General features: G+C 57.1%; 18 protein-coding genes, 5 pseudogenes and 1 riboswitch. Of the genes and pseudogenes, 11 read left to right on the plus strand and 12 right to left on the minus strand.

Translation table 11 applies throughout. The annotated features are described in order from the left end of the window. Positions 1-162: 162 nt before the first annotated feature. The 3 genes and pseudogenes from P6U16_RS13065 to P6U16_RS13075 all read right to left on the minus strand — a co-directional run bounded on the left by P6U16_RS13065 (position 163) and on the right by P6U16_RS13075 (position 1780). Complete coding sequence (locus P6U16_RS13065; protein WP_277700930.1) at positions 163-618, minus strand: hypothetical protein; 456 nt, start codon at positions 616-618, stop codon at positions 163-165. Between the two features lie 93 nt (positions 619-711). Then, positions 712-945: pseudogene (gene rpsU / locus P6U16_RS13070) on the minus strand (30S ribosomal protein S21); the annotation flags it as partial. A 226-nt stretch (positions 946-1171) separates the two neighbouring features. Then, on the minus strand, positions 1172-1780 hold the full coding sequence (locus tag P6U16_RS13075) for a J domain-containing protein (RefSeq protein ID WP_277703840.1): 609 nt from the start codon (positions 1778-1780) through the stop codon (positions 1172-1174). A gap of 437 nt (positions 1781-2217) precedes the next feature. Between P6U16_RS13075 and P6U16_RS13080 the strand changes: the two genes are divergently transcribed. From P6U16_RS13080 to P6U16_RS13090, 3 genes are read left to right on the plus strand one after another with little or no spacing between them, the layout of a single operon-like run. Next, positions 2218-3009 carry an ATPase domain-containing protein gene (locus P6U16_RS13080; RefSeq protein WP_277700931.1) on the plus strand — a complete coding sequence of 264 codons (792 nt, stop codon included), beginning with the start codon at positions 2218-2220 and terminating at the stop codon, positions 3007-3009. Further along, positions 3009-3725, plus strand: coding sequence for an ATPase domain-containing protein (locus P6U16_RS13085; protein WP_277700932.1), 717 nt, complete (start codon positions 3009-3011; stop codon positions 3723-3725). The genes P6U16_RS13080 and P6U16_RS13085 overlap by 1 nt, the downstream gene beginning before the upstream one ends. Beyond that, the gene (locus P6U16_RS13090) at positions 3691-5019 is read left to right on the plus strand and encodes a sensor histidine kinase (RefSeq protein WP_277700933.1); all 1329 of its coding nucleotides are present in this window, start codon (positions 3691-3693) and stop codon (positions 5017-5019) included. The genes P6U16_RS13085 and P6U16_RS13090 overlap by 35 nt, the downstream gene beginning before the upstream one ends. Here P6U16_RS13090 and P6U16_RS13095 read toward each other — a convergent pair. Then, positions 4933-5538, minus strand: a complete 606-nt coding sequence (locus P6U16_RS13095; protein ID WP_277700934.1) for a LysE family translocator — start codon at positions 5536-5538, stop codon at positions 4933-4935. The two genes, P6U16_RS13090 and P6U16_RS13095, sit on opposite strands and share 87 nt — an antisense overlap. Positions 5539-5681: 143 nt before the next feature. Between P6U16_RS13095 and P6U16_RS13100 the strand changes: the two are divergent. Beyond that, positions 5682-6086 (plus strand): annotated as a pseudogene (locus P6U16_RS13100) (amidase); the annotation flags it as partial. 32 nt (positions 6087-6118) lie between these two features. Here P6U16_RS13100 and P6U16_RS13105 read toward each other — a convergent pair. Continuing rightward, positions 6119-7244 (minus strand): IS3 family transposase gene (locus P6U16_RS13105; protein WP_277700935.1). Its coding sequence is split into 2 segments (ribosomal slippage): positions 6119-7007 and positions 7006-7244, totalling 1128 coding nucleotides; the frame shifts between segments, so codons are not numbered across the junction. A gap of 56 nt (positions 7245-7300) precedes the next feature. On the opposite strand from P6U16_RS13105, the pseudogene P6U16_RS13110 reads away from it, so the two are divergent. Further along, positions 7301-8374, plus strand: a pseudogene (locus P6U16_RS13110) (amidase family protein); the annotation flags it as partial. Positions 8375-8733: 359 nt separating this feature from the next. Here the strand turns inward: P6U16_RS13110 and P6U16_RS13115 are convergent. The 4 genes and pseudogenes from P6U16_RS13115 to ugpB form a co-directional block, all read right to left on the minus strand. Next, positions 8734-9780 carry a sn-glycerol-3-phosphate import ATP-binding protein UgpC gene (locus tag P6U16_RS13115; protein WP_277700936.1) on the minus strand — a complete coding sequence of 349 codons (1047 nt, stop codon included), beginning with the start codon at positions 9778-9780 and terminating at the stop codon, positions 8734-8736. Next, positions 9780-10627: pseudogene (gene ugpE / locus P6U16_RS13120) on the minus strand (sn-glycerol-3-phosphate ABC transporter permease UgpE). Before ugpE ends, P6U16_RS13115 begins: the two are co-directional and overlap by 1 nt. Positions 10628-10636: 9 nt before the next feature. Next, a complete protein-coding gene (gene ugpA, locus P6U16_RS13125; protein WP_277700937.1) occupies positions 10637-11518 on the minus strand; it encodes a sn-glycerol-3-phosphate ABC transporter permease UgpA in 882 nt (293 codons plus the stop codon). Between the two features lie 88 nt (positions 11519-11606). Further along, positions 11607-12914: a sn-glycerol-3-phosphate ABC transporter substrate-binding protein UgpB gene (gene ugpB, locus P6U16_RS13130; RefSeq protein WP_277700938.1), complete on the minus strand. Its 1308-nt coding sequence runs from the start codon at positions 12912-12914 to the stop codon at positions 11607-11609. 346 nt (positions 12915-13260) lie between these two features. Here ugpB and rsgA point away from each other — a divergent pair. The 4 genes and pseudogenes from rsgA to P6U16_RS13150 all read left to right on the plus strand — a co-directional run bounded on the left by rsgA (position 13261) and on the right by P6U16_RS13150 (position 18485). After that, a pseudogene (gene rsgA / locus P6U16_RS13135) lies at positions 13261-14309 on the plus strand (ribosome small subunit-dependent GTPase A). Between the two features lie 289 nt (positions 14310-14598). After that, entirely contained in the window at positions 14599-16461 is a 1863-nt protein-coding gene (locus P6U16_RS13140; protein ID WP_277700939.1) for a HAMP domain-containing methyl-accepting chemotaxis protein, read from the plus strand. A 179-nt stretch (positions 16462-16640) separates the two neighbouring features. Beyond that, a complete protein-coding gene (locus P6U16_RS13145; RefSeq protein WP_277700940.1) occupies positions 16641-17477 on the plus strand; it encodes a universal stress protein in 837 nt (278 codons plus the stop codon). Between the two features lie 372 nt (positions 17478-17849). Further along, positions 17850-18485: a LuxR family transcriptional regulator gene (locus tag P6U16_RS13150; RefSeq protein ID WP_277700941.1), complete on the plus strand. Its 636-nt coding sequence runs from the start codon at positions 17850-17852 to the stop codon at positions 18483-18485. 235 nt (positions 18486-18720) lie between these two features. Here P6U16_RS13150 and P6U16_RS13155 read toward each other — a convergent pair whose 3' ends face one another. The 3 genes from P6U16_RS13155 to metA form a co-directional block, all read right to left on the minus strand. Beyond that, positions 18721-19737, minus strand: coding sequence for an aldose epimerase family protein (locus P6U16_RS13155; RefSeq protein ID WP_277700942.1), 1017 nt, complete (start codon positions 19735-19737; stop codon positions 18721-18723). A gap of 144 nt (positions 19738-19881) precedes the next feature. After that, the gene (locus tag P6U16_RS13160; RefSeq protein ID WP_277700943.1) at positions 19882-20334 is read right to left on the minus strand and encodes a GNAT family N-acetyltransferase; all 453 of its coding nucleotides are present in this window, start codon (positions 20332-20334) and stop codon (positions 19882-19884) included. Then, on the minus strand, positions 20331-21269 hold the full coding sequence (gene metA, locus P6U16_RS13165) for a homoserine O-succinyltransferase (RefSeq protein ID WP_277700944.1): 939 nt from the start codon (positions 21267-21269) through the stop codon (positions 20331-20333). The genes P6U16_RS13160 and metA overlap by 4 nt, the downstream gene beginning before the upstream one ends. Positions 21270-21317: 48 nt before the next feature. Then, positions 21318-21395, minus strand: a riboswitch (SAM riboswitch). A gap of 104 nt (positions 21396-21499) precedes the next feature. Here metA and P6U16_RS13170 point away from each other — a divergent pair. Both P6U16_RS13170 and P6U16_RS13175 read left to right on the plus strand, forming a co-directional pair. Further along, positions 21500-21931, plus strand: a complete 432-nt coding sequence (locus P6U16_RS13170; RefSeq protein WP_277700945.1) for a DUF4345 domain-containing protein — start codon at positions 21500-21502, stop codon at positions 21929-21931. Positions 21932-22171: 240 nt separating this feature from the next. Then, on the plus strand, positions 22172-22915 hold the full coding sequence (locus P6U16_RS13175; RefSeq protein ID WP_277700946.1) for a Bax inhibitor-1/YccA family protein: 744 nt from the start codon (positions 22172-22174) through the stop codon (positions 22913-22915). Positions 22916-22932: the final 17 nt, after the last annotated feature.

Below are 22932 nucleotides of genomic sequence, written 5' to 3' on the forward strand. Positions count from 1 at the left end.
ATCACGCAGTCCCCCCAAACCAAGCTAACACCAGTTTTCCGGGGAAAAGCCGTCCATTCCATCCCGGACTCCGGTGAAATTCTCACAGGAGTCCGGGGGATGGACGAGCATGTGAGGCGGCGTCGCTGCTGGTTTGCGAAATCTGCCTCGACCGGAACCGGTTCAGCCTTGCGGTGCATCCGGTACGAATTTGCCTTCATACCGGACGCGAAAATTGCGCCGCTCAGCCTCTTCCCGGAAGCACACGAAAATCAGCTCGAGATCATCTTTGTTGTCGATACGTCCGAGCAGGCAAAGAGTGATGACGGCTGATTCGCGATAAGCGCTGCTCAACCTGATGGCTGCGTTTCTGATCTCGTTGATGCCAAGATCATTGCGGCTGTCGCTACGCTGGTAGACCAGCCAGAAACGTGCCTTCTGCCAGGCCGACCGCAAGGCGTCCGTCACCTGCTCCTTAAACTCCCCGGCACTTGTGGCCGGCGTCCAGGACAGGGTAATCTCGTCGTCTGCACCAAATACATTGAAGTATCCGTCGAAATCGGTGTCGCTCGAGAGCCGTTCCTCAATCATCTCGAATGCTGTGGTGTCGATGATGGACGTTCTGAAAAATACAGCCATGGACGCCCAAACGGTCGGTAGACAGGATTGCTACGATTGTGTCGCAATCGGCATCAAACCCGAGAAAAGACGGATGGTTCGAAGAAAAGAACGCTTATGGGGTCGGCTTCTTTTTGGAGCCGGCAGAAGGCCATCGCGCTGGAGTTGTTTGCGCGCAAGCTTGCGCTGACGGCTAATAGCCTCGGACTTCTGGCGCGCCCTCTTCACGGACGGCTTTTCGAAGGCTTCCCGCAAGCGCATTTCACGGAAGACGCCTTCGCGCTGGAGCTTTTTCTTCAGGACACGAAGCGCCTGATCTACATTGTTATCGCGAACCAATACCTGCATTTTAATCCTTTCGATGCTTGCAATTCCGCAAGGGCCGGCGGCAATTTATAGTTTTTCCTGGATTTTGCCAGCGGTTAGCGCCACGATTTTCGCAATCAAGGTGCAATGTTCGCCGAAATCAGGAAGATTGGACACTTTCTGCGTGCGCTCTGCTCAATCCATAAGGCGTTTTCTCTCGGTTTTCAGATTATAGCCGGCTCAGACGGCCTACAGAAATCGAGTGTCCTCAGCAAAACCCATTCAATTTAAGGATTTTATACGCCTCGATCGATGCGCGAAGCTCGTCCTCGGAGGTGCGGTTGCCCTGGTTGGCGTCGGGATGGTGCAGCTTGAGCCTTTCTTTATAGCGGCTCTTGATTTCCTCAGGTGTCGCCGCGCCTGAAAGACCAAGTGTTTCGAAAGCCTTGGCTTCGAGCACCTTGAGTTTTCGTTCTGGGAGATTGCTGTTTTGCGTCTGGCGCGTAGCAGCAGTTCTGCGGGCGTTTAATGTTTTGGCAGAGCCGGAGCGAACAGTGGACGGCAGCGGCATTTCAGTCGCTTGTTTTACCCTGCTGCCAATCGTCGGACGACTGCCGGTTGTCGCTTCCTTTTGATAGCGCGCAACGTCGGCGTTTGATGGAGCCGTCGTGTAACTGTATCCCTTGTTGTATTCTTTCACGTGTTCGATACAGAACAACAGATAAAGACCTTCGGCGCCGGGCCCGACAGGGGCGCGATGCGTGCCCACGCGATCACAACCGTCCCATTGGCATTTCGGGCCAGTAGGCTCGCTGGCGGAGGCCGACTTTTTGCGAGCGGATTTAAGACCCACGAATATTTTCGAATCAAGCGTCATTGCCCCTGTATGGAGGCCGTTCGTCGCCTCCGCAAGATTTAACACATCGCTGGCCAACTTCTGTGGATTACCTGTGGGCTTATCGCTGCATTAACACGGACCTGAAGACAAGAATGCGTCGAGTGCGTGGCTGAACCTTGGCTATTTCGGCGCATGCGGGAAGAGCTAAGGCCAGAGGGCTTTGATGTCGCCCGCCGCACCGTTTGAAGACTATGGAACCGGGCTGGCCGGAGAGGGTCTTCCCGGTCACGAGTAGCCGTTTTCCGGGGCCAGCACTGACAGGAAAAGCTACGTCCCTAATCCGCCAAGTCACCACGCAAAAAAGCGAATGTGAATTCTGGGTTATGACCCACCGAAACTTGCCATATCGGGTGCCGGTGTGAGTTGAAAACTCAGAGCCTTGTCCCAATTTGCATAGAGAACCGTAAGGATATCCTATGCAAACCAATATTGAATCTGAGGCTGACGCTATTCCGATCTCTTCCGGTGTGCCGGGGCTTGACCATGTGCTGCGCGGCGGTTTTGCCCGAGGCCGCTCGCATCTCGTTGAGGGTAGGCCGGGGAGCGGAAAGACGACGATTGGCTTGCAGTTTTTGATTGATGGTCGTGATGCCGGCGAACGATGCCTCTATATCACGCTGTCCGAGAGCAAACGTGAATTGCGTTCCGTTGCGTCCCGACACGGATTTGATTTAACCGGCATCGAAATATTCGAACTGATCCCACCCGAACTGAGCCTTGATCCCAGACATAGGCAGACCCTCGTTCATTCGTCTGATCTGGAACTCGGCGAGACTGTCGAGATGGTATTGGCGGAGGTTGATCGTCTCAAACCAGACCGTGTCGTGTTCGATTCCTTGTCGGAAATTCGGCTTTTGTCACAAGGAACGCTCAGATATCGACGCCAGGTTCTCGCCCTAAAAAGTTTTTTCCTTCTTGGCAGTAGCACCGTTCTGATGCTCGACGATCTCACTGGCGGGCAGGATGATCTCAATCTTCACAGCGTCTGCCATGGTGTCCTCCGGCTGGAACAACTTGTGCCAATCTATGGTGGGGAGCGGAGGCGTCTGCGCCTCATCAAAATGCGCGGTGTAGAAATCCGCGGCGGTTATCATGATTTCGTTATCCGCCACGGAGGGGTAACTGTGTTTCCGCGTCTTGTGGCCGCTGATCATTCTGTTGAGGAAGGGGGAATGACGCTCGCAGCAACACGGATCTGGATGTTCTGATGAAGAGTGGTCTGGCACGGGGCACGACCACGCTGCTCATGGGTCCATCGGGCACCGGCAAGTCATCGATTGCCCTTACCTATGTGTATGCTGCACTGCAGAGAGGCGAACCGTGCTACTTCATGGTTTTTGACGAAACTCTTCGGGTCGTGAAGAAACGCGCTGCAGGCATGGGGATGCCGTTAGAGGCGTATCTTGCAAGCGGTCTGTTGAAGCTCGATCAGATTGACCCGGCCGAACTAACGCCTGGGGAACTCGCGAGCCGCATACAATTTGCCGTCGAAGTTCAGGCCGCCAAAATCGTGGTCGTTGATAGCCTGACAGGCTACCTCAATGCGATGCCGGAAGAGCAATACCTCGTTTTGCAGATGCACGAAATCAGCACCTACCTGAACCAAAAGGGGATTGCAACGTTGCTGCTGCTCGCCAATCACGGCCTGGTGGGACAAATGAATACACAAGTGGATCTCACATACCTCAGCGATACCGTCATTTTGGTTCGTTACTTTGAGGCTCAGGGCCGGATTCGGCGCGCTGTATCCGTGATTAAAAAACGTACCGGCACGCACGAAGACACAATCCGGGAATTCACCCTGTCCGCGGCGGGCCTCTCTGTCGGCAAGGCGCTCGATGAATTTTCCGGCGTTTTGACGGGCGTCCCGAGATATCATGGAGCCAGAGATGATCTCATGGGAAATCGACAAAGCGATGCCTGAGATCAGCGACGCGATTATTTTGGCCCCCGTCGGTCGTGACGCAGCCGTTGCGGCTGGAATTCTGGCCGAAGAGGGACTGACCTCCGAGATCTGTAGCAGCGTCAATGAATGCATCGACCGGTTCAAGTCTGCCTTTTGCTTCATAATAACCGATGAAGCGCTCCTAAACGAAAATCGGGTTCGGCTCGCAGAATGGGTCAGCGTTCAACCGCCATGGTCGGATTTTCCAGTGATCCTTTTGACACACCGAGGCGGCGGACTTGTCGATCCTCGCCTGAGTTTTTTGAGCGAGTATGCGGTCACTCTTGAGAGACCGTTTAGTCCACAGGCCTTGGTAGCGGCCGTGCGTTCTGCCGTTCGCGCGCGTCGGCGCCAACTTGAAGTCAAGACCCTCCTCGATGAACGTGACCGCTCGGATGAGAGGCAGCGACTTCTTATCCGTGAGTTGCATCACCGCGTGAAAAACACGCTCGCCAACGTTCAAGCGGTGTTGGGTGCCACTGCGCGGTCGTCAGCGACGATTGATGTTTTCTACAAGACTTTTTCAGCCAGAGTTCAATCACTCGCACGGACTCATGCGTTTCTAACGGATGATTATTGGCAAACAGCTTCGCTGGGCGAAATACTCGCCGCGGAACTGGCGCACTACAACGACGGCGACAGAATTCAGCTACACGGCCCCCAGGTGGCGCTGAATGCCGATCAAGCTGTCCCGCTTGGCATGGCACTCCATGAGCTGGCGACAAACTCAGTCAAACATGGTGCTCTGTCCGTCGCAACGGGTGTGTTGGAAATCGACTGGACCGTCATGTCCGGTGAAGACAATGACCAGCTTACTCTAACATGGAGGGAGCGGGGAGGACCGCTGGTCGAAACTCCGACCCGAAAGGGGTTCGGCAGCATGCTTTTCGAGCGAGTGCTTGCGGTTCAACTCGCAGCAAAAGTCACGATGGACTTTTCGCCGTTAGGATTTAGGCTTGCCCTCACTCTCCCCTCACGCGTGATCGCCTCGTTCCACGGTACAACAATTAGCAGTTTCATTCCAGATTTCCCGAGCCAGCTCTCTACCTCGCGAGAGACGATCCGCCTTCAATGCTATAGCATATGCGCGCGCTCGACCACAAAACGGTGGCGGCCCAACATCGCTTACCTTGCACCGTTAGCCTCTGACCAAATCGGCTGCCCGCTCAGACGGGCAGGGGGCTCGCTAACGACTCGCGACCAAGACTCCGGCTCCCACCATCAGCGCCCCGGAACCTCGGTTCAAAAGACCGATTTTCTTCGGGTCACTTAGCGCATTCTTTGCCTTGAAGCCGATGAAGACATGCCCTCCGATGACGATCACTTCAATCAGAGCGATGATCACCAGCAATTCCACCGTATCGTAAAACGTGAGCGGGCGAATGCCCAGGACGCCGGGAAGAAGCGCCAAATAGAATATCGGCATCTTTGGATTGCTGATGTTGAGCAGGAACCCCGTCAGGAAGAGGCGAATCAGGCCGCCGCGCATAATCCGGGGCTTTATGTTCGGTTTCGCGCGCCACATCATGATGCCCGTATAGATCAGATAGATGGCGCCGACATACTGGATGAAGCGCAGGTTATCGTTCATGTACTGAGCCACGGCGTTGAAACCGATCGCGGCCAGAATGACGAACAGGAAGATGCTGAAAACGACACCAACGCCATAGGCAATTCCATGCGCGGGGCCGCTGGAGACCGTTTTCGACAGGATCGTGAGATTGTCGGGTCCAGGACTCGCTGCAAAAACGAAAAATGCAAAGCAAAATGTCAAAACGGTTTGTAGGTCCATCAGGCGCTCCTTTGCTCGGTCAGCATCATGGGTCGATAATCCTATAGTTGTGCAAAAATTCAGTTTCCCTCCGACGCCATAATATTATCATCTTCGCTCGGGGCCTAATTTCGCAGTCCCGCCTGCTTTAGGGAGAGAATTTTATGGCCAATCTTGCGATGCTGACGATAGCCCAATCACGGAAAGGCCTAAAAGATAAAGAGTTTACGTCTCGGGAACTCACAGAAGCGGTTCTTACCAACATTGCTTCGGCTAACAACGCCTTGAACACCTATGTGGCCGTGACTGGCGATCTGGCCTGTACCATGGCTAAAGCCTCCGACGAGAGAATAGAAAGAGGCAATGCTGGCGCTTTGGAGGGAATTCCAATTGGCATTAAAGATCTCTTTGCTACCAAACATGTTCACACTCAGGCCTGCAGTCGAATTCTGGCGGGCTTCAAACCACCCTATGAATCGACTGTCACGGCTAATCTCTGGGCCCAAGGCGCGGTTATGCTCGGTAAGCTTAACATGGATGAGTTTGCCATGGGTTCCTCCAATGAGACTGAATAGCCCCGAGTTTTGTAGACACCCTCGGGTTACGTTTTTTGCTGCTTTTCGAACTCGACGGGTGACAGCATCCCGTTCCTGACGTGTTTGCGTTTCGGGTTGTAGAACATTTCGATGTAGTCGAACACGTCCTGGCGAGCTTCATCGCGTGAACGGTAGACCCTGCAACGTATCCGCTCTCGCTTCAGAAGATTGAAGAAGCTTTCGGCCACCGCGTTGTCATGGCAGTTGCCGCGTCGGCTCATCGAGTGAACCAGATTGTGGTGCTTGAGGAATGAGGCCCAGTCCATGCTGGTGAATTGCGAGCCCTGATCCGAGTGGATTAGCACTTTGTCCTTCGGTTTACGTCGCCACACCGCCATGAGCAGAGCCTGCAATACGACGTCGGTGGTTTGGCGGCTCTGCAGTGCCCATCCGATGACCCGGCGGGAATAGAGGTCGATGACGACGGCCAGATAAGCAAAACCTTCGCAAGTTCGGATGTAGGTGATGTCCGTGACCCAGACCTTGTCCGGAGCCGCTACGTCAAATTGCCGGTCGAGCGTGTTGTCGATAGCGACGGCAGGCCTGCCGCCGTAGATGCCGGGACGGCGTTTGTAGCCAATCTGCGCCTTGATCCCGGCGAGGCGGGTCAGGCGCGCCACCCGGTTCGGGCAACATGTCTCTCCCTGATCGAGAAGGTCGTCGTGCAGCTTGCGATAACCGTAGACCTTGCCACTCTCTTCCCACGCCTTCAGGAGCAGATCGGTCTGTCGCCTGTCCTCGTTGGCCCGCCCGCTCTGCGGGTTCTTCAGCCAGGTGTAAAATCCACTGGGATGAACCCGCAGAAGGCGGCACATCGTCCGCACCGAAAATTGCAAGCGATGCAGGGCAATGAACGCGTACTTCACTTTGCATCCCTGGCGAAATACGCGGCCGCTTTTTTAAGATGTCGCGCTCCTCGGTGACGCGAGCTAGTTCCTTCTTCAGCCGCCTGATCTCGTCGACCTCGTCGTTGGCCTTGCCGTTCGATGTGCCGAACTTCTTCTTCCACTCATAGAGCGAATGCTGGCTGACCCCCAGCCGCTGCGAAACCTCCGTTACCGGATAGCCCCGCTCGGTGATCTGACGCACCGCGTCACGCTTGAAATCTTCTGTGAAATTGCCTTTGCCCATGTAGGCCTCCTGCCTCAAATTTAGGGGAGAAGGCGTCTATAAATCTAGGGGCTATTCAGACATCCTGTTATGGCGGCGTCATTAACCCATGGCGAAAAACGCGTTCAGATCAGAATTTGGTTCCCGGCGGTTCCTCCGGCGGCTCCGCCGCTGCAGTCGCTGCCCATCTTTGCATGGGCGCGATCGCCACTGATACCGGCGGCTCCATCCGGCAGCCCGCAGCCTTTACCGGTACGGTTGGAATCAAACCGACTTATGGTCGGTGTTCAAGATGGGGCATCGTTGCGTTTGCCTCTTCTCTGGATCAGGCTGGTCCGATCACTCGCACGGTACAAGACAGCGCAATCCTGCTGAAATCAATGGCTTCCGTTGATCCGAAAGATACCACGTCGATGGATATTGCCGTGCCCGACTACGAGGCTGCGATCGGCAAATCGATAAGGGGGCTGAAAATAGGAATCCCGACGGAATATCGCGTTGATGGCATGCCAGCAGAGATTGAAGAGCTTTGGCGGAAGGGCGCCGACTGGCTGAAGGATGCTGGCGCAGAAATTGTTGATATTGCTATGCCTCACACCAAATACGCTCTCCCTGCTTACTACATCGTTGCTCTCGCAGAAGCTTCATCCAATTTGGCCCGCTACGATGGTGTTCGTTTCGGTTTGCGCATTCCCGGCGCGGACGTTTTAGAAATGTATGAAAACACTCGCGCGCAAGGGTTTGGCGCGGAGGTGAAGCGGCGCATTCTGATTGGCACATATGTGCTCTCAGCCGGTTACTACGATGCCTACTACCTGAGAGCTCAGAAAGTTCGCACTCTTATCAAGAGTGACTTTGATCGTGCTTGGCAAAGTGGTGTCGATGTCATCTTGACCCCAACGACGCCGGTATTACCTTTTGCTCCCGGTGAAATCACCGACCCGGTCGCCATGTACCTGAACGATATATTTACTGTAACAGTGAACATGGCCGGTCTTCCCAGTATGTCTGTTCCATCGGCGTTAAACAAAGACGGCTTGCCCCTTGGCCTCCAACTTATTGGCAGGCCATTCGATGAATGCACTCTGTTTCAGGTGGGGCATATTCTCGAAAGCAATGCCGGGCACTTCAAGCCGACAAGATGGTGGTAATCTGAACGCCGTGATCTGGAGCGATGTGTTATCGACGGGGGCTTCATCTTCCGGTTGGTCTGCGCCGCATTTCCCGGGCGAGTTCGGCAAGTGGCCTGTTAGCCGGAGCGGCGGGGATTTTTCAATCTCGCCTGCCTATGGCTCTCCAGAGCGGTGAAAACCGTTTTCCGAGGACCGGACGATCTGGCACTGATAGACAACCAGAGCAACGGCAAGCTGCTGCACTGGCTACACGGCGACTTGCGTTTAGAAATGACCTTCCCGGCGCACACTGGCCTCGATTTCCATTTCAACCCGCGTGCGAGCCCCGGAACAAAGCCTCATTTTCTGCCGGCGATGATATTCTTCCGTCATCGCATTCAGGCCAGCCTTTCACCGGCTTTACCGAAGAAATGCAGGCTCTGCGCGCCGGCTTGTACGGTCATGACATCGTCGATGACGATGCGCGAGCGACCGGGCACACGGAAGGCGATCTGCTGCTGATCGGGCAGGATGGCGTGCACGTAGCTTTCGGCGCCGACCAGTTCGACGGCCAGGACTTTGACGTTTACGCTGAACGCGCTCTCCGGTGTTTCCGGTTCCGGCAGGTACAGGTCTTCCGGCCGGACCCCGAGCGTTATGGTACCTGATGGTACGGCAAGGCTGTCTGCGACCGACCAGTGTTTCGAGGTCTCCATCGGCAAAAGGTTCATCGAGGGCGATCCGATGAAAGTCGCGACGAAGGTCGTTGCCGGCTTTTCGTAGAGTTCGATCGGCGTTCCCACCTGCTCGATGCGGCCGGCGTTCAAGACGACGAGCCTGTCGGCGAGCGTCATGGCTTCCATCTGGTCATGGGTGACGTAAACGCTCGTGGTTGCAAGCGCCCGCTGCAGCCGCTTGATCTCGACGCGCATCTGCACGCGCAGTTTGGCATCGAGGTTCGACAGGGGTTCGTCGAAGAGGAAGGCGGCAGGTTCGCGGACGATCGCCCGACCCATGGCAACGCGCTGGCGCTGACCGCCGGACAATTGCCGCGGCTTGCGATCAAGAAAGGGCTCGATTTCCAGCGCCTTGGCCGCAGAGGCAATCCGCCGGTCGATTTCCGCCGGCGGCGTTTTGCGGTTCTTCAAGCCATAGGCCAGATTCTGGCGCACCGTCATATGCGGATAGAGCGCGTAGTTCTGGAAGACCATGGCGATATCGCGCTCGGACGGTTCGAGGTCGTTGACGGTGCGGCCGCCAATGGCGATCGTGCCGGCTGTGATGCTCTCGAGCCCGGCAATCATCCGCAGGAGTGTGGACTTCCCGCATCCGGACGGACCGACGAGCACCAGCATTTCACCATCGGCAATATCGAGCGAAATGCCTTTGATGACCTCCGTCGCGCCATAATTCTTGCGAACGTCTTTCAGGACGATATTGGCCATTATTTCTCCGTCTCCACGAGACCTTTGACGAACCATCGCTGCATGAGCACGACGACGAGAATGGGGGGATGATGGCGAGGATCGCCGTGACCATCACATAGTTCCACGGGGTGGAGGCATCGGTGAAATCGACCATGCGGCGCAGCCCGATAATGATCGTGTTCATCTTGGCGTCGTTGGTCACCATCAGCGGCCACAGATATTGCGTCCAGCCATAGATGAACAGGATCACGAACAGGGCTGCGATGTTGGTGCTCGACAGGGGCAGCAGGATATCGCGCATGAAGCGGAAGGGGCCGGCATTGTCGATGCGCGCGGCCTCGACCAGTTCGCCCGGAATGGTCAGGAAGAACTGCCGGAACAGGAAGGTCGCCGTCGCCGAGGCCATCAGTGGAAGCGTCAGGCCGGCATAGGTATCGATCAGCCCGAGATCGACGATGACCTTGTAAGTCGGCAGAATGCGGACCTCGACCGGCAGCATCAGCGTCAGGAAGATCATCCAGAAGAAGACCATGCGGAACGGGAAGCGAAAGAAGACGATGGCAAACGCGGACAGGAAGGAAATGACGATCTTGCCGACGGCGATCGCGATCGCGACGAAAAACGAATTGAAAAGCAGCCGCTCGAGGCTGACGCCGACAACCCGCTCGACGCCGCCCGACATCGCTTCCGTATAATTTTCCAACATATGCCCGCCGGGCAGGAGCGACATGGGCGGCCGGATAATCGCCTCCGACGTCGTCGTCGAGGCGATGAAGGTATAATAGATCGGAAAGGCAACGATGATGATGCCGATGATCAGGATGAAATGGCCAAAGAGCGAAGCGATAGGGCGTTTTTCGATCATGTCTTGCTCTCAACCATAATGCACGCGCTTCTCGACGAAGCGGAACTGGAAGGCCGTCAGGGCGATCACGATGATCATCAGGATGACGGACTGCGCCGCTGATGAACCGAGGTTGAGATTGACGAAGCCATCATTGTAAACTTTGTACACCAGGGTTTCCGTCGCCTTGGCCGGGCCACCGCCGGTGACGGAATGGATGATGCCGAAGGTGTCGAAGAACGCATAGACGGTGTTGACGACGAGCAGGAAGAAGGTCGTCGGCGCCAGAAGCGGGAAGACGATCGTCCAGAAGCGGCGATTTCCCCGCGCGCCATCGATCGAGGCTGCCTCGATCAGCGATTTCGGAATGGCCTGCAGTCCGGCGACGAAGAACAGGAAATTGTAGCTGATCTGCTTCCACGCCGCGGCAACAACGACCAGCGCCATGGCCTGATCGCCGTTCAGGAGCGGATCCCAGGCAAAGCCGTTGCGGCGCAAGAGATAGGCGAGTGTCCCCATCGCCGGATTGAACATGAAGAGCCAGAGCATGCCGGCGACGGCCAGGGCCACTGCGTAGGGCCAGATGAGAAGCGTGCGGTAGAAACCCTGGCCGCGCACGACCTTGTCGGCGGCGGTCGCAAGCAGCAGGGCAACAGCCATCGACACGAGAGCGGTCAAAAGGCTGAAAACGAGGGTAACCTGCAAGGCGTGGATATAGCTCGGATCGGCAAGCACGTTCCTGAAGTTTGCCAGACCGACGAAACCGCTTTTGAGACCGAAGGGGTCCTGTCGAACCATGGACTGGTACAGGGCCTGGCTCGCTGGCCAGAAGAAAAATATGACCGTCAGGATAATCTGCGGCGCAAGAAGCAGGTAGGGCAGAATCTTGTTCGGAAATGCGACGTTGTGCACGAAATTCTCCTCAGGCGGCACGGCCAAGCGGGGGTGTGGGCAGGATGCCGTGCGACACGGCATGCGAACGGCATCCTGCCCGTCCTACTTAGTTGCCGACTGCTTCTGCAATCGCCGCATTCCCGCGCTCGACGGCCTTGTCGAGGGCCGCCTTTGCGTCCTGCTGTCCGGCGAGCATGGCTTCGAATTCCTCGTTCATGATGTCACGAACCTGCGGCAGGTTGACGAGGCGCACGCCCTTGGAGTTTTCCGTCGGCGCCTTGCCCATCATCTGCAGGATCGGCGTTTCGCGGGCCGGATTCTTGTCGTAGAAGCCGGACTTCTTGGTTTCCTCATAGGCGGCATTGGTCACGGGCATATAGCCGGAGACCTCATGCAGGCGCACCTGGATCTTGGTCTGCGAGAGAAAATTGAAGAACTCGGCGACACCCTTGTATTCCGCGTCGCTCTTGCCGCCAAAGACCCAAAGGCTGGCGCCGCCGGGGATCGTGTTCTGCGGTCCGTTTCCTTCGTAATAGGGCAACTGGCCGATGCCATAATTCACACCTGATTTGATGATGTCGCCGAGGCCACCGGACGATTCGGTCAGGATGGCGCATTCACCGGACATGAAAAGCTGCTTGGCCTCGGAGGTGCGGCCGCCGTAACGGAACGTCTGGTCCTTGGCGAGGTCTGCGATCGCCTGGAAATGCTGGACGAACAGTGGGGAATTGAATTCGAGCTTGACGTCGCCGCCGCCCAGGCCGTTTTCATTCGTGGCATAGGCAACATTGTTCCAGGCCGCGAAGTTCTCGGTCTGGATCCAGGTCAGCCATGTCGAGGTCAGGCCGCAGGCGCCAGCGCCGCTTGTCTTGATCTTCTTGGCGGCTTCGAACACTTCCGGCCAGGTCTTGGGCGGGTTCTCGGCGTCGAGACCGGCCTTCGCGAAGACGTCCTTGTTGTAATACATGATCGGCGAGGACGAGTTGTAGGGGAAGGACAGCATGGTGCCGTCGGGCTTGGAATAATAGGCCGCGATGCCCGCGAGATATTGCGATTTGTCGAAGGTGTAACCACCCTTCTGCAGAACCTCCGCGGCCGGTACGATCGCGCCCTCGGCGCCCATCATGACGCCGCTGCCCGCGTCGAACACCTGAATGATGGCCGGGGCCTGCTGTGAGCGGAATGCGGCGATGCCCGCGTTCAACGTCTCCGGATAGGTGCCCTTGAAAACCGGCGTGATCGTGTACTCGCTCTGGCTTTCATTGAATTCCTTGGCCAACTGGTTGACGACTTCGTTGTTGGCGCCGGTCATCGCGTGCCACCATTGCAGCTCCGTGGCGGCGTTGGCGCCGGTCGGCAATCCGACGGACAGAGCAAAAAGTGCCGTCGATGCGGCCAAAGAACGTTTGAACATGATTTCCTCCAATGATGATGAATCGTGGTGATAGACCGCAGTACCGCGGTTTTTTATCGATTCGATGACAACCCTCCTCGTTGCATCGAATACCGGCTCCGGCTGTGCCGGAGGACGCCAACTCTCCTCAGAGAAGAACATAGAAGCGTTGTCATATTTGTCCAGAGCATCCGCGATAGCGGATGCGCGCATGGATTTCATCATCCTGTCGTCCTCCTGCGACGAAGCGGCGCGCGGTATGGATCGAAGGCGCGCCTGGTCAGCGCAAGGCTCGAAACCATGGTGCATGAACGCGCGCCGCCTGCTAAGGAATGGTCTCAATGAGAGTTTTTCTATTCGGTGCGGAATGTCCCATGAACGCGGCACGAGATTTCCTGGTCAGGCCACGGCTTTGAACGATGCAACGGCGTTGGCGGCTCTCGGCTGGTCGCGTTTTTTCGCCGAGCAGGTCGAGACGGATGAAGCGGGTTTCGTGCCGGCCAGGATTGCAAGGGTTCATCGCACGCGCCTGACGGCCCTGTCATTGGCCGGCGAGATCGAGCTCGAACTGCCAAAGCGCAGCAGCACGGCCGATTATGCCGTCGGGGACTGGGTCACCGTCGATGCGCAGAGCGGGATGCTGCTGCGTCGGCTGGATCGCCGAACACTTCTGCAACGGCGGACCGACGGGCGAATCGGGCAACAGCTCGCCGCCGCCAATATCGACACGCTCTTCATCGTCACCTCGTGCAATGCCGATTTCAATATCGCCCGTCTCGAGCGTTATCTCGCGCTTGCCAATCAGAGCGATATCGTGCCGGTCATGCTTTTGACCAAGGCGGATACGGTCGAGGATGCCGAGACCTACCGCATGGAGGCAATAGCGCTCCAGCGCGATCTTGACGTCATGGTGCTCGATGCCCGATCCGGGCAGGCGGGTGCCATTCTTGCGCCATGGTGCACGGCTGGCTCGACCGTCGCGCTTGTCGGGTCATCCGGCGTCGGCAAATCCACGCTTGTGAACACGCTTGCCGGATTGGAGCAGGATGCGCGCCAGAAAACCGGGGGCATTCGCGAGCACGACGCCAAGGGGCGCCACACGACCACGGCGCGCTCCCTTCATGCCATCAAGGGCGGGGGTGGGTCATCGACACACCGGGGCTTCGGACGCTGCATGTCAGCGATTCCGCCGAGGGGATCGACGCCTTGTTTTCGGAGATCACCGATCTTGCGCCCCAATGCCGGTTTCGCGATTGCACGCATGACCACGAACCCGGCTGCGCGGTCCAGGCGGCGGTTCGTGCGGGTACGCTCAACGCCGAGCGCCTCGAGCGCTGGCGCAAGCTGGGGCAGGAAAACCGCAGCAACACACCCGTGATGACAGGCCCCCGCGGCAACAAGACGAAAAAGCGCTAGGTGGGCACTCTACTTTGGTCTTGGCGATGTCCGATCTGGCAATCTGTGCCCGCGGAGTGATGGAAGGCCTGAGTGTCCAATACCTGCCGGTCGGACGCGTTCTCTTGGCTTCCCGAGGGTGGCGAATTGGTTGCAAGAGCAATCTTAGGCAGAAACCTGTCTGCAGAGTAAATATCGGCCTTAAGTCTTTCTTAGTGCGCGCGCCGTAATATCAATGGGTTAGCAGGTAAGGTTTTACCACTTTGACATGATGTCGGCTCGGAATGTCTTCTCAAGCCAGGGTTCTCCCATGCGTCATCTCGCGATTTCTCGCTTGCTGCTTGCTTTTGCCGTATTCGTCACCACCGGATTGATTGCTTCGATCGGCATCCAGTTTTACACGCTGGAGCGTTTGCGCGTGAATGGACCGGTCTATGGTATGATCGTGGACGGCAAGGACCTCATCGCCGACATTCTGCCGCCCCCGCTCTACGTTGTTGAAGCCTACATGCTGGCGAACGAAATCGTGGTAAGGCCGGAAAAGGCAGCGTTCGACATCGAAAAGATCGAGTCCCTGAAAGTGGACTATGACGCACGCCGGGCCTTCTGGGCTGCGTCGGATCTACCTGCGGACCTCAAGAGCAAACTGGCAACTGACGTGCTGAGCAAGGGCGACCTTTTCTGGCAGACATTCACGTCGCAGTTCAAAACGGCATCGCTCGGCGGCAATCTGGAGGAGATGCGGATCGCCCTTGGCAATCTGTCCACTCAGTTCTGGGCGCATGATGCGGCAATTCGCGAGCTTGTTTCGATGGCGACACTTCACCTTCAGAGCGAAGAAGCGATCGCCGACGAGACATCCTCCCGGCTTGGCCTGTTGGCAGGAATCGGAAGCAGCTTGTCGGTTGTCGCCTTTCTCGCCGGCATTTGGTTCATTCGCTTTCGGGCTATCGCCCCGCTTGGCAACATTACTCGTTATATGTCTGTCCTGGCGAGTGGCGACTTGTCGAAGGACGTACCCTTCTCGGGCCGGAATGATGAAATCGGGACCATGGCAAAAGCCGTCGAGGTCTTCCGCCAATCGGCGCTCGAGCGCAAGCGCCTGCGCCTCGAAGCTGAAGAGGCAAGGCTCGTCAGCGATGCCGAGAAGGCCGAGCGGCAACGTATGCGGCTGGAACAGGCGAAGTCTCTGCAGGTGGTCGTGGATACGTTGGGAGCGGGCTTGGGGCGCCTTGCGGAAGGCAACATCCGCATGACGATCGACGAACCCTTCGACTACCAGTTCGATGCACTTCGGAGAGACTTCAACAATGCGATTGGGGCATTTCAGTCGACACTGATCAACGTCCTCGACACCACAAAGGTGATCCATGACAACGGCATGGAAATGCGGACCGCCTCCGACAATCTCGCCAAGCGCACCGAACAGCAGGCCGCAGCGCTGGAACAGACATCAGCGGCTCTCGAACAAGTCACCGCGACCGTGAAGGGCTCTTCCGAGCGCGCGCAGGAGACAAGGGCCCTTGTGCTGGAAGCACGCGATTGCGCCGCCCAGTCCAGCGGTGTCGTCAACAGCGCGATCGAGGCGATGACGCGCATCCAGCGCTCGTCCGGAGAGATCAGCCAGATTATCGGTGTTATCGATGAAATTGCCTTCCAGACGAATCTGCTTGCCCTGAACGCCGGCGTTGAGGCCGCGCGTGCCGGGGATGCCGGCAAGGGATTTGCGGTTGTGGCCCAGGAGGTGCGTGAACTGGCTCAGCGCTCCGCCACCGCCGCGAAGGAGATCAAGACACTGATTGCCAATTCCGGGACCGAGGTCAATTCTGGCGTCAAACTTGTCGGCGAGACAGGCACGGCCCTTCAACGCATTGGAACCTATGTCACCACCATAACGCAGAATGTCGATGCGATCGCGAGAGCCTCAGCCGAACAATCGGTCGGTCTCCAGCAGATCAGTACGGCCGTCAACGAACTCGACCAGATGACGCAGCAGAATGCGGCAATGGTCGAGGAGACCTCTGCTGTCAGCCATACCTTGTCGGAGGGGTCGACCCGGCTGACAGAATTGGTGCAGACCTTCACCCTGAACCGTCGGACGGCCATTCGGGAGCCGGGATCGGAGCGACCCGGCAACCATGCGAGCAGCCAGCCGGTACGTCGGATTGCTTGAACTCGTCGTCCCGCCGGGCACCGCATCGGAACCACAGCACGGTTTAGTGGGGCGTCGTTTGCCGACATTGGGATATGTCGGCAAACACATTTCTGGTCCGGCCTTGATACAGATCAACGCGTCGGTGTGAGCAGAGACTATCCTGATGGGAAGCGGCAAGTCAGCCGTCGGAGGTCTCTATGGCATTCAAGTCAATTTTGGCTGTCCTTCGCGTCGGTCAGGCCGAAAATGATCTCGAAGCGGCTGTCGAACTGGCCCTCGAGTCTAATGTTCATCTCTCCGTTGTGGCTGTTCTGATTTGCTCGCCGCCGCCGACCTTCGACCAGCCATCCACCGTGCCTTTGTTCTGGGTGGAGGAAAGGGAAAAGGAGGCGCGCCAACTGGACGAATATGTGTCGAGGCTGTCGGCCTCCCTGGCCAGGAAACCTGTGCTTCACGATGTGCAGCGCCTGCACGTCGAAAGTGCTCTGGCCTCCGAGCGACTGAGCGAGCGAGCGCTTTATGCCGATCTGACGATCATCGGCGCCGACTTGCGACGGGATCTCGATCTGCATCGCATGGCGATTGATGGCTGCATGTTTCGTTCGGCACGCCCGATACTTTTCACGCCCGCCGAGATCGATACCTCCCTCAAGCCGCGAACCGTACTTCTTGCCTGGGATTGCAGTCTGGAAGCAGCACTTGCCGCCCGCGCGGCGACGGACATAATGGCAACGGCGCAAGCCGTGCATGCCACGCTCGTGGATCCACAGGCGATCGAGTCCGCCAGCGGCCAGGAACCGGGGGTGGATATTGCCACATATCTTGCTAGGCATGGGGTTAATGTGATCGTGGACCGTTTGCCATCCATGGGACGGCCGGTCGCGGATGTCCTGAAGCAGCATGCCGGGGACATCGGCGCGGATATGATCGTCATGGGCGCCTATAGCCATTCGCGTTTTCGCGAACGGCTCTTCGGCGGGGTCACACAATCGATGATCGAACATTGCGACGTTCCGGTCCTGATGATGCACTGACAATCGCAATGTTGTTTAGGCGTTCCGCATTTCCGGGTGCCCGTACATTCAACGCACTGCTCGTCGTTTTAATGCATTTTGCGTCGTCGCCATGCAGAATATCTGGATAAAATCAAAACGAATTATGGTGTGAATTTAATCTTATGCAATCTAAGATTGTCGACCTGCTTTCCAACAGATCGATCTTGGGTGCTTTTTTGTGTTATTTTTCGTTAATATGGTGTTAATCAATCCAAGCCAAATCTGCGGTTGCACAATTTCAACGGATGATCGATGCCTGTCAGCCCACTTTCACTTCTATCGCCCAACGCGCTTGACGCCTATATCGATCTCAGGTCTGTGCCGAAGCATCGTCATTTCGGACAGAATCCGATGGTGGACCGCCTTCGCCGGGCCGTACCGTTTGACTACATCGTGATCAGTGGTCTCGATGTAGAACATTTTCGCTTCGGCGAAGGGTTTTCTATCGATACAGATATACCTCCCGCGTTCCTTGAAGCTTATGAGGCTGATCGGCTTTATGAAGTTGACCCCTTTTTAATCGCGGCTAGATCGTCTTTGACGATGGTTGTCGAGAGCGATGCCTATGCAGCGAACGAGCCACCGCCGCGCCTCATCTATCTGCAACGCTTGTTCAATGTCCAAAACCGGGTTCTCATTCCTGTTTTGCGCGGCGAAACGATCTATGGCGCGATCAGTTTTTCGCGCTCGACAGCATTTTCGCCGGATGAACTTGCCTTCCTCAATCTCGTGTCGGAGCCGCTTCACTTTGCTTTTACGAAGCCGCTGATGGACCGTTTCGCAGCCGATCAGTTGCGGCTGACGAGGGGCGAACTTGCCTGCCTAGCCGAAGCGAGCCGCGGCCTGACCAGCGAGGCAATCGCTTTAGCGACAGGCTACCAGAATGACACGGTGAACAGCTATATCAAAGCGGCAATCAAAAAGCTGGGCGCCGCAAATCGCACGCAGGCCATAGCCGAGGCCATTCGCCGTAAGCTTATTGCGTAGAAGATGGAGCCGGTCCTGCGGGTTCTCATAATTGCCTGAGATGTAGGCGGATGAGGAAGCCGAGGCTGTCTATGCTGAAATATTCCCACCATCGGCCGCGTCGTATAGGGTATTTGCGTTGCCAGGATGGTCACTATCAGGGATGTATGGCCACCCCTGAAAACTAAGTGTACTGCCGCTTTTCGTGGGTTCCCCCATCAAGGCATTCAGCCGGTCGGAAGAACCCTGCGCTTCATCACGCCTTCGAGAAAACGTAATCCGTCTCCTGCTGCAGTGTTTCGCCCGGACGAAGAATGGCCTTCGGGAAACCCTCATGATTGATGGCATCCGGCCAGATCTGTGTTTCCAGGCAGAAGCCGGCGAAAGGGCCGTAGGTCCGGGCTTCCAGGCCCGGGACCGGGACATTCATCTTGAAGCCCGTGTAGAGCTGGATGCCGGGCTCCGTCGTGCGCACTTCCATCGAGACACCAGAATTGATGCTGCGCACCAGTGCGACGGTTCGTTTCGCTACTCTTTCCGCCGAGAGGCAGAAATTGTGATCGTAAGGGGCGCCGTCACTTTCCAGTTGGCGGCGCATCGCCGTCATAGTTCGCAGGTCGAAGACGCTTCCCTCTACCGGCGCCACTTCACCAGTCGGAATTTGTCGTGCGTCTGTCGGCAAATAATGATTGGCACCGATCATGATGTCGTGGCCAAAGGTGTCGGGCAGTCCGTCGAGGTTGAAATAGCTGTGCTGGCAGACATTGGCGATGGTGGTGCGATCGGTCGTGCTCTCATAGACGACGGACAGCACGCCGCCTTCACTCAGGCGGTAGGTGCAGGTGATCGTGCAATTGCCGGGATAGCCGGCGCGACCATCAGGATCGACGATCTGCAGCGTGACGCTGTTTTCGGACTGGCTGAGGATCGTCCAGTTTTGCCTGGCGATGCCGTTGCTGCCGCCGTGCAGGTGCGAGACGTCATTCTCGTTCAGTTCCAGCTGGTAGGCCGTTCCGTCGATGCTGAAGCGGCCACCGCCGATGCGATTGGAGTTGCGGCCCGGCGTTGCGCCGAAATAGGGCGAATGCTCGAGATAATCGGGGAAGGTTTCGAAACCGAGCACCAGGGGTGCCGCATGCCCATCAAGGCGCAGATCCTGGATGATTGCGCCCCAAGTGAGGACATTGGCGGTGAGCCCGCCGCTCTTGATAACGACGCGAAGGACCGGTTCGCCGGATGGCGTCTGCCCGAATGTTTCAGTCTTTGTATTCACGGCCTTGATCCTCCCGGTATCCGTCGCGCGGCAAACTGCGTCATTTCGAAGATTGCGGCAACAGAAAAGTCATACAATTCATGGTGCTGAGTCGGCCCGTCCCGTTCTTCTCACTCAATATTTGTGGCCAGCACGGCAAAACGCTCAAAAGGTTTTCTGGTAGATGATGAAAGGGGTCTTGTCGGCGATCCGGTCATAGAGTTTGCGCGCCGTGGCGTTGAAGTCCTGCGTCATCCAGTAGACTTCTTCGCTTCCTGCGTCTTTGGCTCTTGCATAAACCGCCTCGATTAGGGCCCGGCCAATGCCTTGGCCGCGGATCCCCGGATCTGCGAACAGGTCCTGGAGATAGCATATCGAATTGCGGTGCCAGCAGGACCGGTGGAAAAGAATGTGCGCGAGGCCGACCGGCCTTCCATCGAGGATGGCGAGCAGGCCGGCATATTCATTGATGTCGCCGCTCAGCAGCCGGGAAAAAGTGAGCGTGTATATGTCTTCGGGCAGGGTGGTTTCATAGAAATCGAGATAGGCCGTCCAGAGCCGGCGCCAGTCCTGCTCGTCGCTGGCCTGAACCGGCCTGATCTCAAGATTTCCGCTCATTGCTGATCCGTCCTCGTATCCTTGCCGATATCATCGAGATCATAGGGTGTCGTCTGGTAAATGGCGTTGATCCAGTTGCCGAACAGAAGATGCGCATGGCTGCGCCAACGGTTCTGCGGCGGCAGCGACGGATCATTGTGCGGGAAATAGTTGCGCGGCATCTTGATCGGCACGCCCGCATTTACATCGCGGAAATACTCGTCCGACAGCGAGGTCGAATCATATTCGACATGGTTGAAGATGTAGAGCCGGTTGCCCTTCTTCTCGTGCAGCAGACAAACGCCGACTTCATCGGATTCCATCAGCGTTTCCAACTCCGGCACCTTGTCGATGTCGGCACGGCGGACTTCGGTCCAGCGGGACACGGGAATCTGGAAATCGTCTGAGAAGCCGCTGAGATAGGCGGAAGAGGGATTGAGGTTGTGGTGACGGTAGACGCCGAAGGCCTTTTCCTTGAGCGCATATTTCGGCACGCCATGGAAGTGATAGGCGGCCGCCATCGCGCCCCAGCAGACGTTCAGCGTCGAATGCACATTGGTCTGCGTCCAGTCGAAGATCTGCTTCATCTCGTCCCAATAGGTGACGTCCTCGTATTCCAGCGTCTCGATCGGAGCGCCGGTGATGATGAAGCCGTCGAACTTGCGATCCCTCACCTCTTCCCAGGTGTCGTAGAAGGACAGGAGATGGTCCTCCGATGTGTTCTTGGCCTTGTGGCCGCCGACGCGCACGAGCGACAGCTCGACCTGCAGCGGCGAGGCGCCGACGAGGCGGGCGATCTGCACCTCGGTCTTGATCTTGTTCGGCATGAGATTGAGCAACCCGATCTGCAGCGGCCGGATGTCCTGGCGTATGGCGGCCGTTTCGGTCAGCACGCGCACACCCTCCTTGACGAGGGTTTCGACGGCGGGCAGAGAATCAGGGATCTTGATGGGCATGGCTTCACTCGAACGGACATGGACGCCGACCGAGGAAGGGATGCGGGTGCTGTGACACCCACGGCCCTTTAGCGATTTGTTTAACGTGGCTGCAAGCCGGCCGGCCAAATCACCACGATGTCTAGATAACGCCTGTCGGGGCGGGAATCAATATGTGATCCACTTCCGCTTGTATCCTGAAACTCTAAAGAGACATCAGCCGTTACCCTTCCATCTCGGGAGGATGCGCGATGTCGAGCTTGGCCTATCAAATCAGCCCCAAGGATTTCCGGCAGCGGCGTATGCTGCAGGCGACGATCGCCGTTCTGGCCCTGCTGCCGGTTTCCGCCGGACTGGCTGGCGTCCTGACAGGTGCGGGATTTCTCGGATTGAACGTTGTGCCTGTTGATCTCGACAGCCATATCCGTTTTCTGTCCGGATTGTTCCTTGCCTTCGGTATTGGCTGGTACAGCTGCATTCCGGCAATCGAGAAGAAGGCAGAGCGGCTCCACTTTCTGGCAGTTCTGACCTTTTGCGGCGGGCTGGCGCGTCTTGCCTCGCTGGTCATCGCCGGCCGGCCATCGACGGGGCATATGCTTGGATTGGGCATGGAGCTCGTGGTGGTGCCTTGCCTCGTGCTCTGGCATCGGCGGGTGGCGTCGCTTGTCAAAGGCCACATTTGATCGAAGATGAGCAGTCCTTCGAGATTGCAGTTAACTCTGACGTCATCAAAGTCCCGGTTTGCAGCGTAACCGGCAATTCCGGGCTTGACGGGGCTTGTGCGGGACATATTTCGATATCATATTCTATTCACGCATGCTGGAGCCCCGCAGCGGCGCCTGGTTCGTGAAGACGACGTGCTTGAACATGTCTCCGGTCCGCACCTGACACCGTAACCTAAATGGGGCTTGAAAGAGGAAACTATGGCTGATCTTCGTAACTACCAAACCCGAGTGTCGCCTGCCGGCGCGCAGGCGGGGGCAGTGATCGACCAGGGTCTGCGCACCTATATGCTGAAGGTCTACAACCTGATGGCGCTGGGTCTCGCGATCACGGGTATCGCCGCCTACGCAGCATTTCAATTTGCCTTTGCCGACGGACAACTGACGGCATTCGGCCAGGCGATCTATGTTAGCCCGCTGAAGTGGGTCGTGATGCTCGCTCCGCTGGCGCTCGTCTTTTTCTTAAGCTTCCGCATCAATTCCATGAGCGTTTCTGCGGCGCAGACAACCTTCTGGATTTACGCGGGTCTGATGGGTCTCTCGCTGTCGTCTATCTTCCTGATCTATACCGGCCAGAGCATCACCCAGACGTTCTTCGTCACGGCGGCCTCGTTCGGCGCCCTGTCTCTCTTCGGCTATACGACGAAGCGTGACCTGACGGGCATGGGCTCGTTCCTGATCATGGGCCTGTTCGGCCTGATCATCGCCTCGATCGTCAATATCTTCCTGGCCTCTTCGGCGCTAGAGTTTGCGATTTCCGCAATCGGCGTTCTGATTTTTGCTGGTCTCACCGCCTACGATACCCAGAAGATCAAGGAAATGTACTACGAGGCAGATAGCGTCGAAGCTGCGGGCCGCAAGGCCATCATGGGCGCGCTGACGCTGTATCTCGACTTCATCAACCTGTTCCTGTTCATGCTGCGTTTCCTCGGAAACCGCGAATAGTCTGAACCGGACGCGAT

The organism is Rhizobium sp. 32-5/1, assembly GCF_029537235.1.
GTDB lineage: Bacteria > Pseudomonadota > Alphaproteobacteria > Rhizobiales > Rhizobiaceae > Pararhizobium.

Excerpts from the sequence above, each read along its gene's own strand:
- P6U16_RS13075 (WP_277703840.1), bottom strand. The coding sequence starts at position 1,780 with ATGACGCTTGATTCGAAAATATTCGTGGGTCTTAAATCCGCTCGCAAA.
- metA (WP_277700944.1), bottom strand. The coding sequence starts at position 21,269 with ATGCCCATCAAGATCCCTGATTCTCTGCCCGCCGTCGAAACCCTCGTC.
- P6U16_RS13150 (WP_277700941.1), top strand. The coding sequence starts at position 17,850 with ATGGTGGACCGCCTTCGCCGGGCCGTACCGTTTGACTACATCGTGATC.
- P6U16_RS13175 (WP_277700946.1), top strand. The coding sequence starts at position 22,172 with ATGGCTGATCTTCGTAACTACCAAACCCGAGTGTCGCCTGCCGGCGCG.
- P6U16_RS13115 (WP_277700936.1), bottom strand. The coding sequence starts at position 9,780 with ATGGCCAATATCGTCCTGAAAGACGTTCGCAAGAATTATGGCGCGACG.
- P6U16_RS13140 (WP_277700939.1), top strand. The coding sequence starts at position 14,599 with ATGCGTCATCTCGCGATTTCTCGCTTGCTGCTTGCTTTTGCCGTATTC.
- P6U16_RS13170 (WP_277700945.1), top strand. The coding sequence starts at position 21,500 with ATGTCGAGCTTGGCCTATCAAATCAGCCCCAAGGATTTCCGGCAGCGG.
- P6U16_RS13095 (WP_277700934.1), bottom strand. The coding sequence starts at position 5,538 with ATGGACCTACAAACCGTTTTGACATTTTGCTTTGCATTTTTCGTTTTT.
- P6U16_RS13145 (WP_277700940.1), top strand. The coding sequence starts at position 16,641 with ATGGCATTCAAGTCAATTTTGGCTGTCCTTCGCGTCGGTCAGGCCGAA.
- P6U16_RS13160 (WP_277700943.1), bottom strand. The coding sequence starts at position 20,334 with ATGAGCGGAAATCTTGAGATCAGGCCGGTTCAGGCCAGCGACGAGCAG.
- P6U16_RS13080 (WP_277700931.1), top strand. The coding sequence starts at position 2,218 with ATGCAAACCAATATTGAATCTGAGGCTGACGCTATTCCGATCTCTTCC.
- P6U16_RS13090 (WP_277700933.1), top strand. The coding sequence starts at position 3,691 with ATGATCTCATGGGAAATCGACAAAGCGATGCCTGAGATCAGCGACGCG.
- P6U16_RS13065 (WP_277700930.1), bottom strand. The coding sequence starts at position 618 with ATGGCTGTATTTTTCAGAACGTCCATCATCGACACCACAGCATTCGAG.
- P6U16_RS13085 (WP_277700932.1), top strand. The coding sequence starts at position 3,009 with ATGAAGAGTGGTCTGGCACGGGGCACGACCACGCTGCTCATGGGTCCA.
- ugpB (WP_277700938.1), bottom strand. The coding sequence starts at position 12,914 with ATGTTCAAACGTTCTTTGGCCGCATCGACGGCACTTTTTGCTCTGTCC.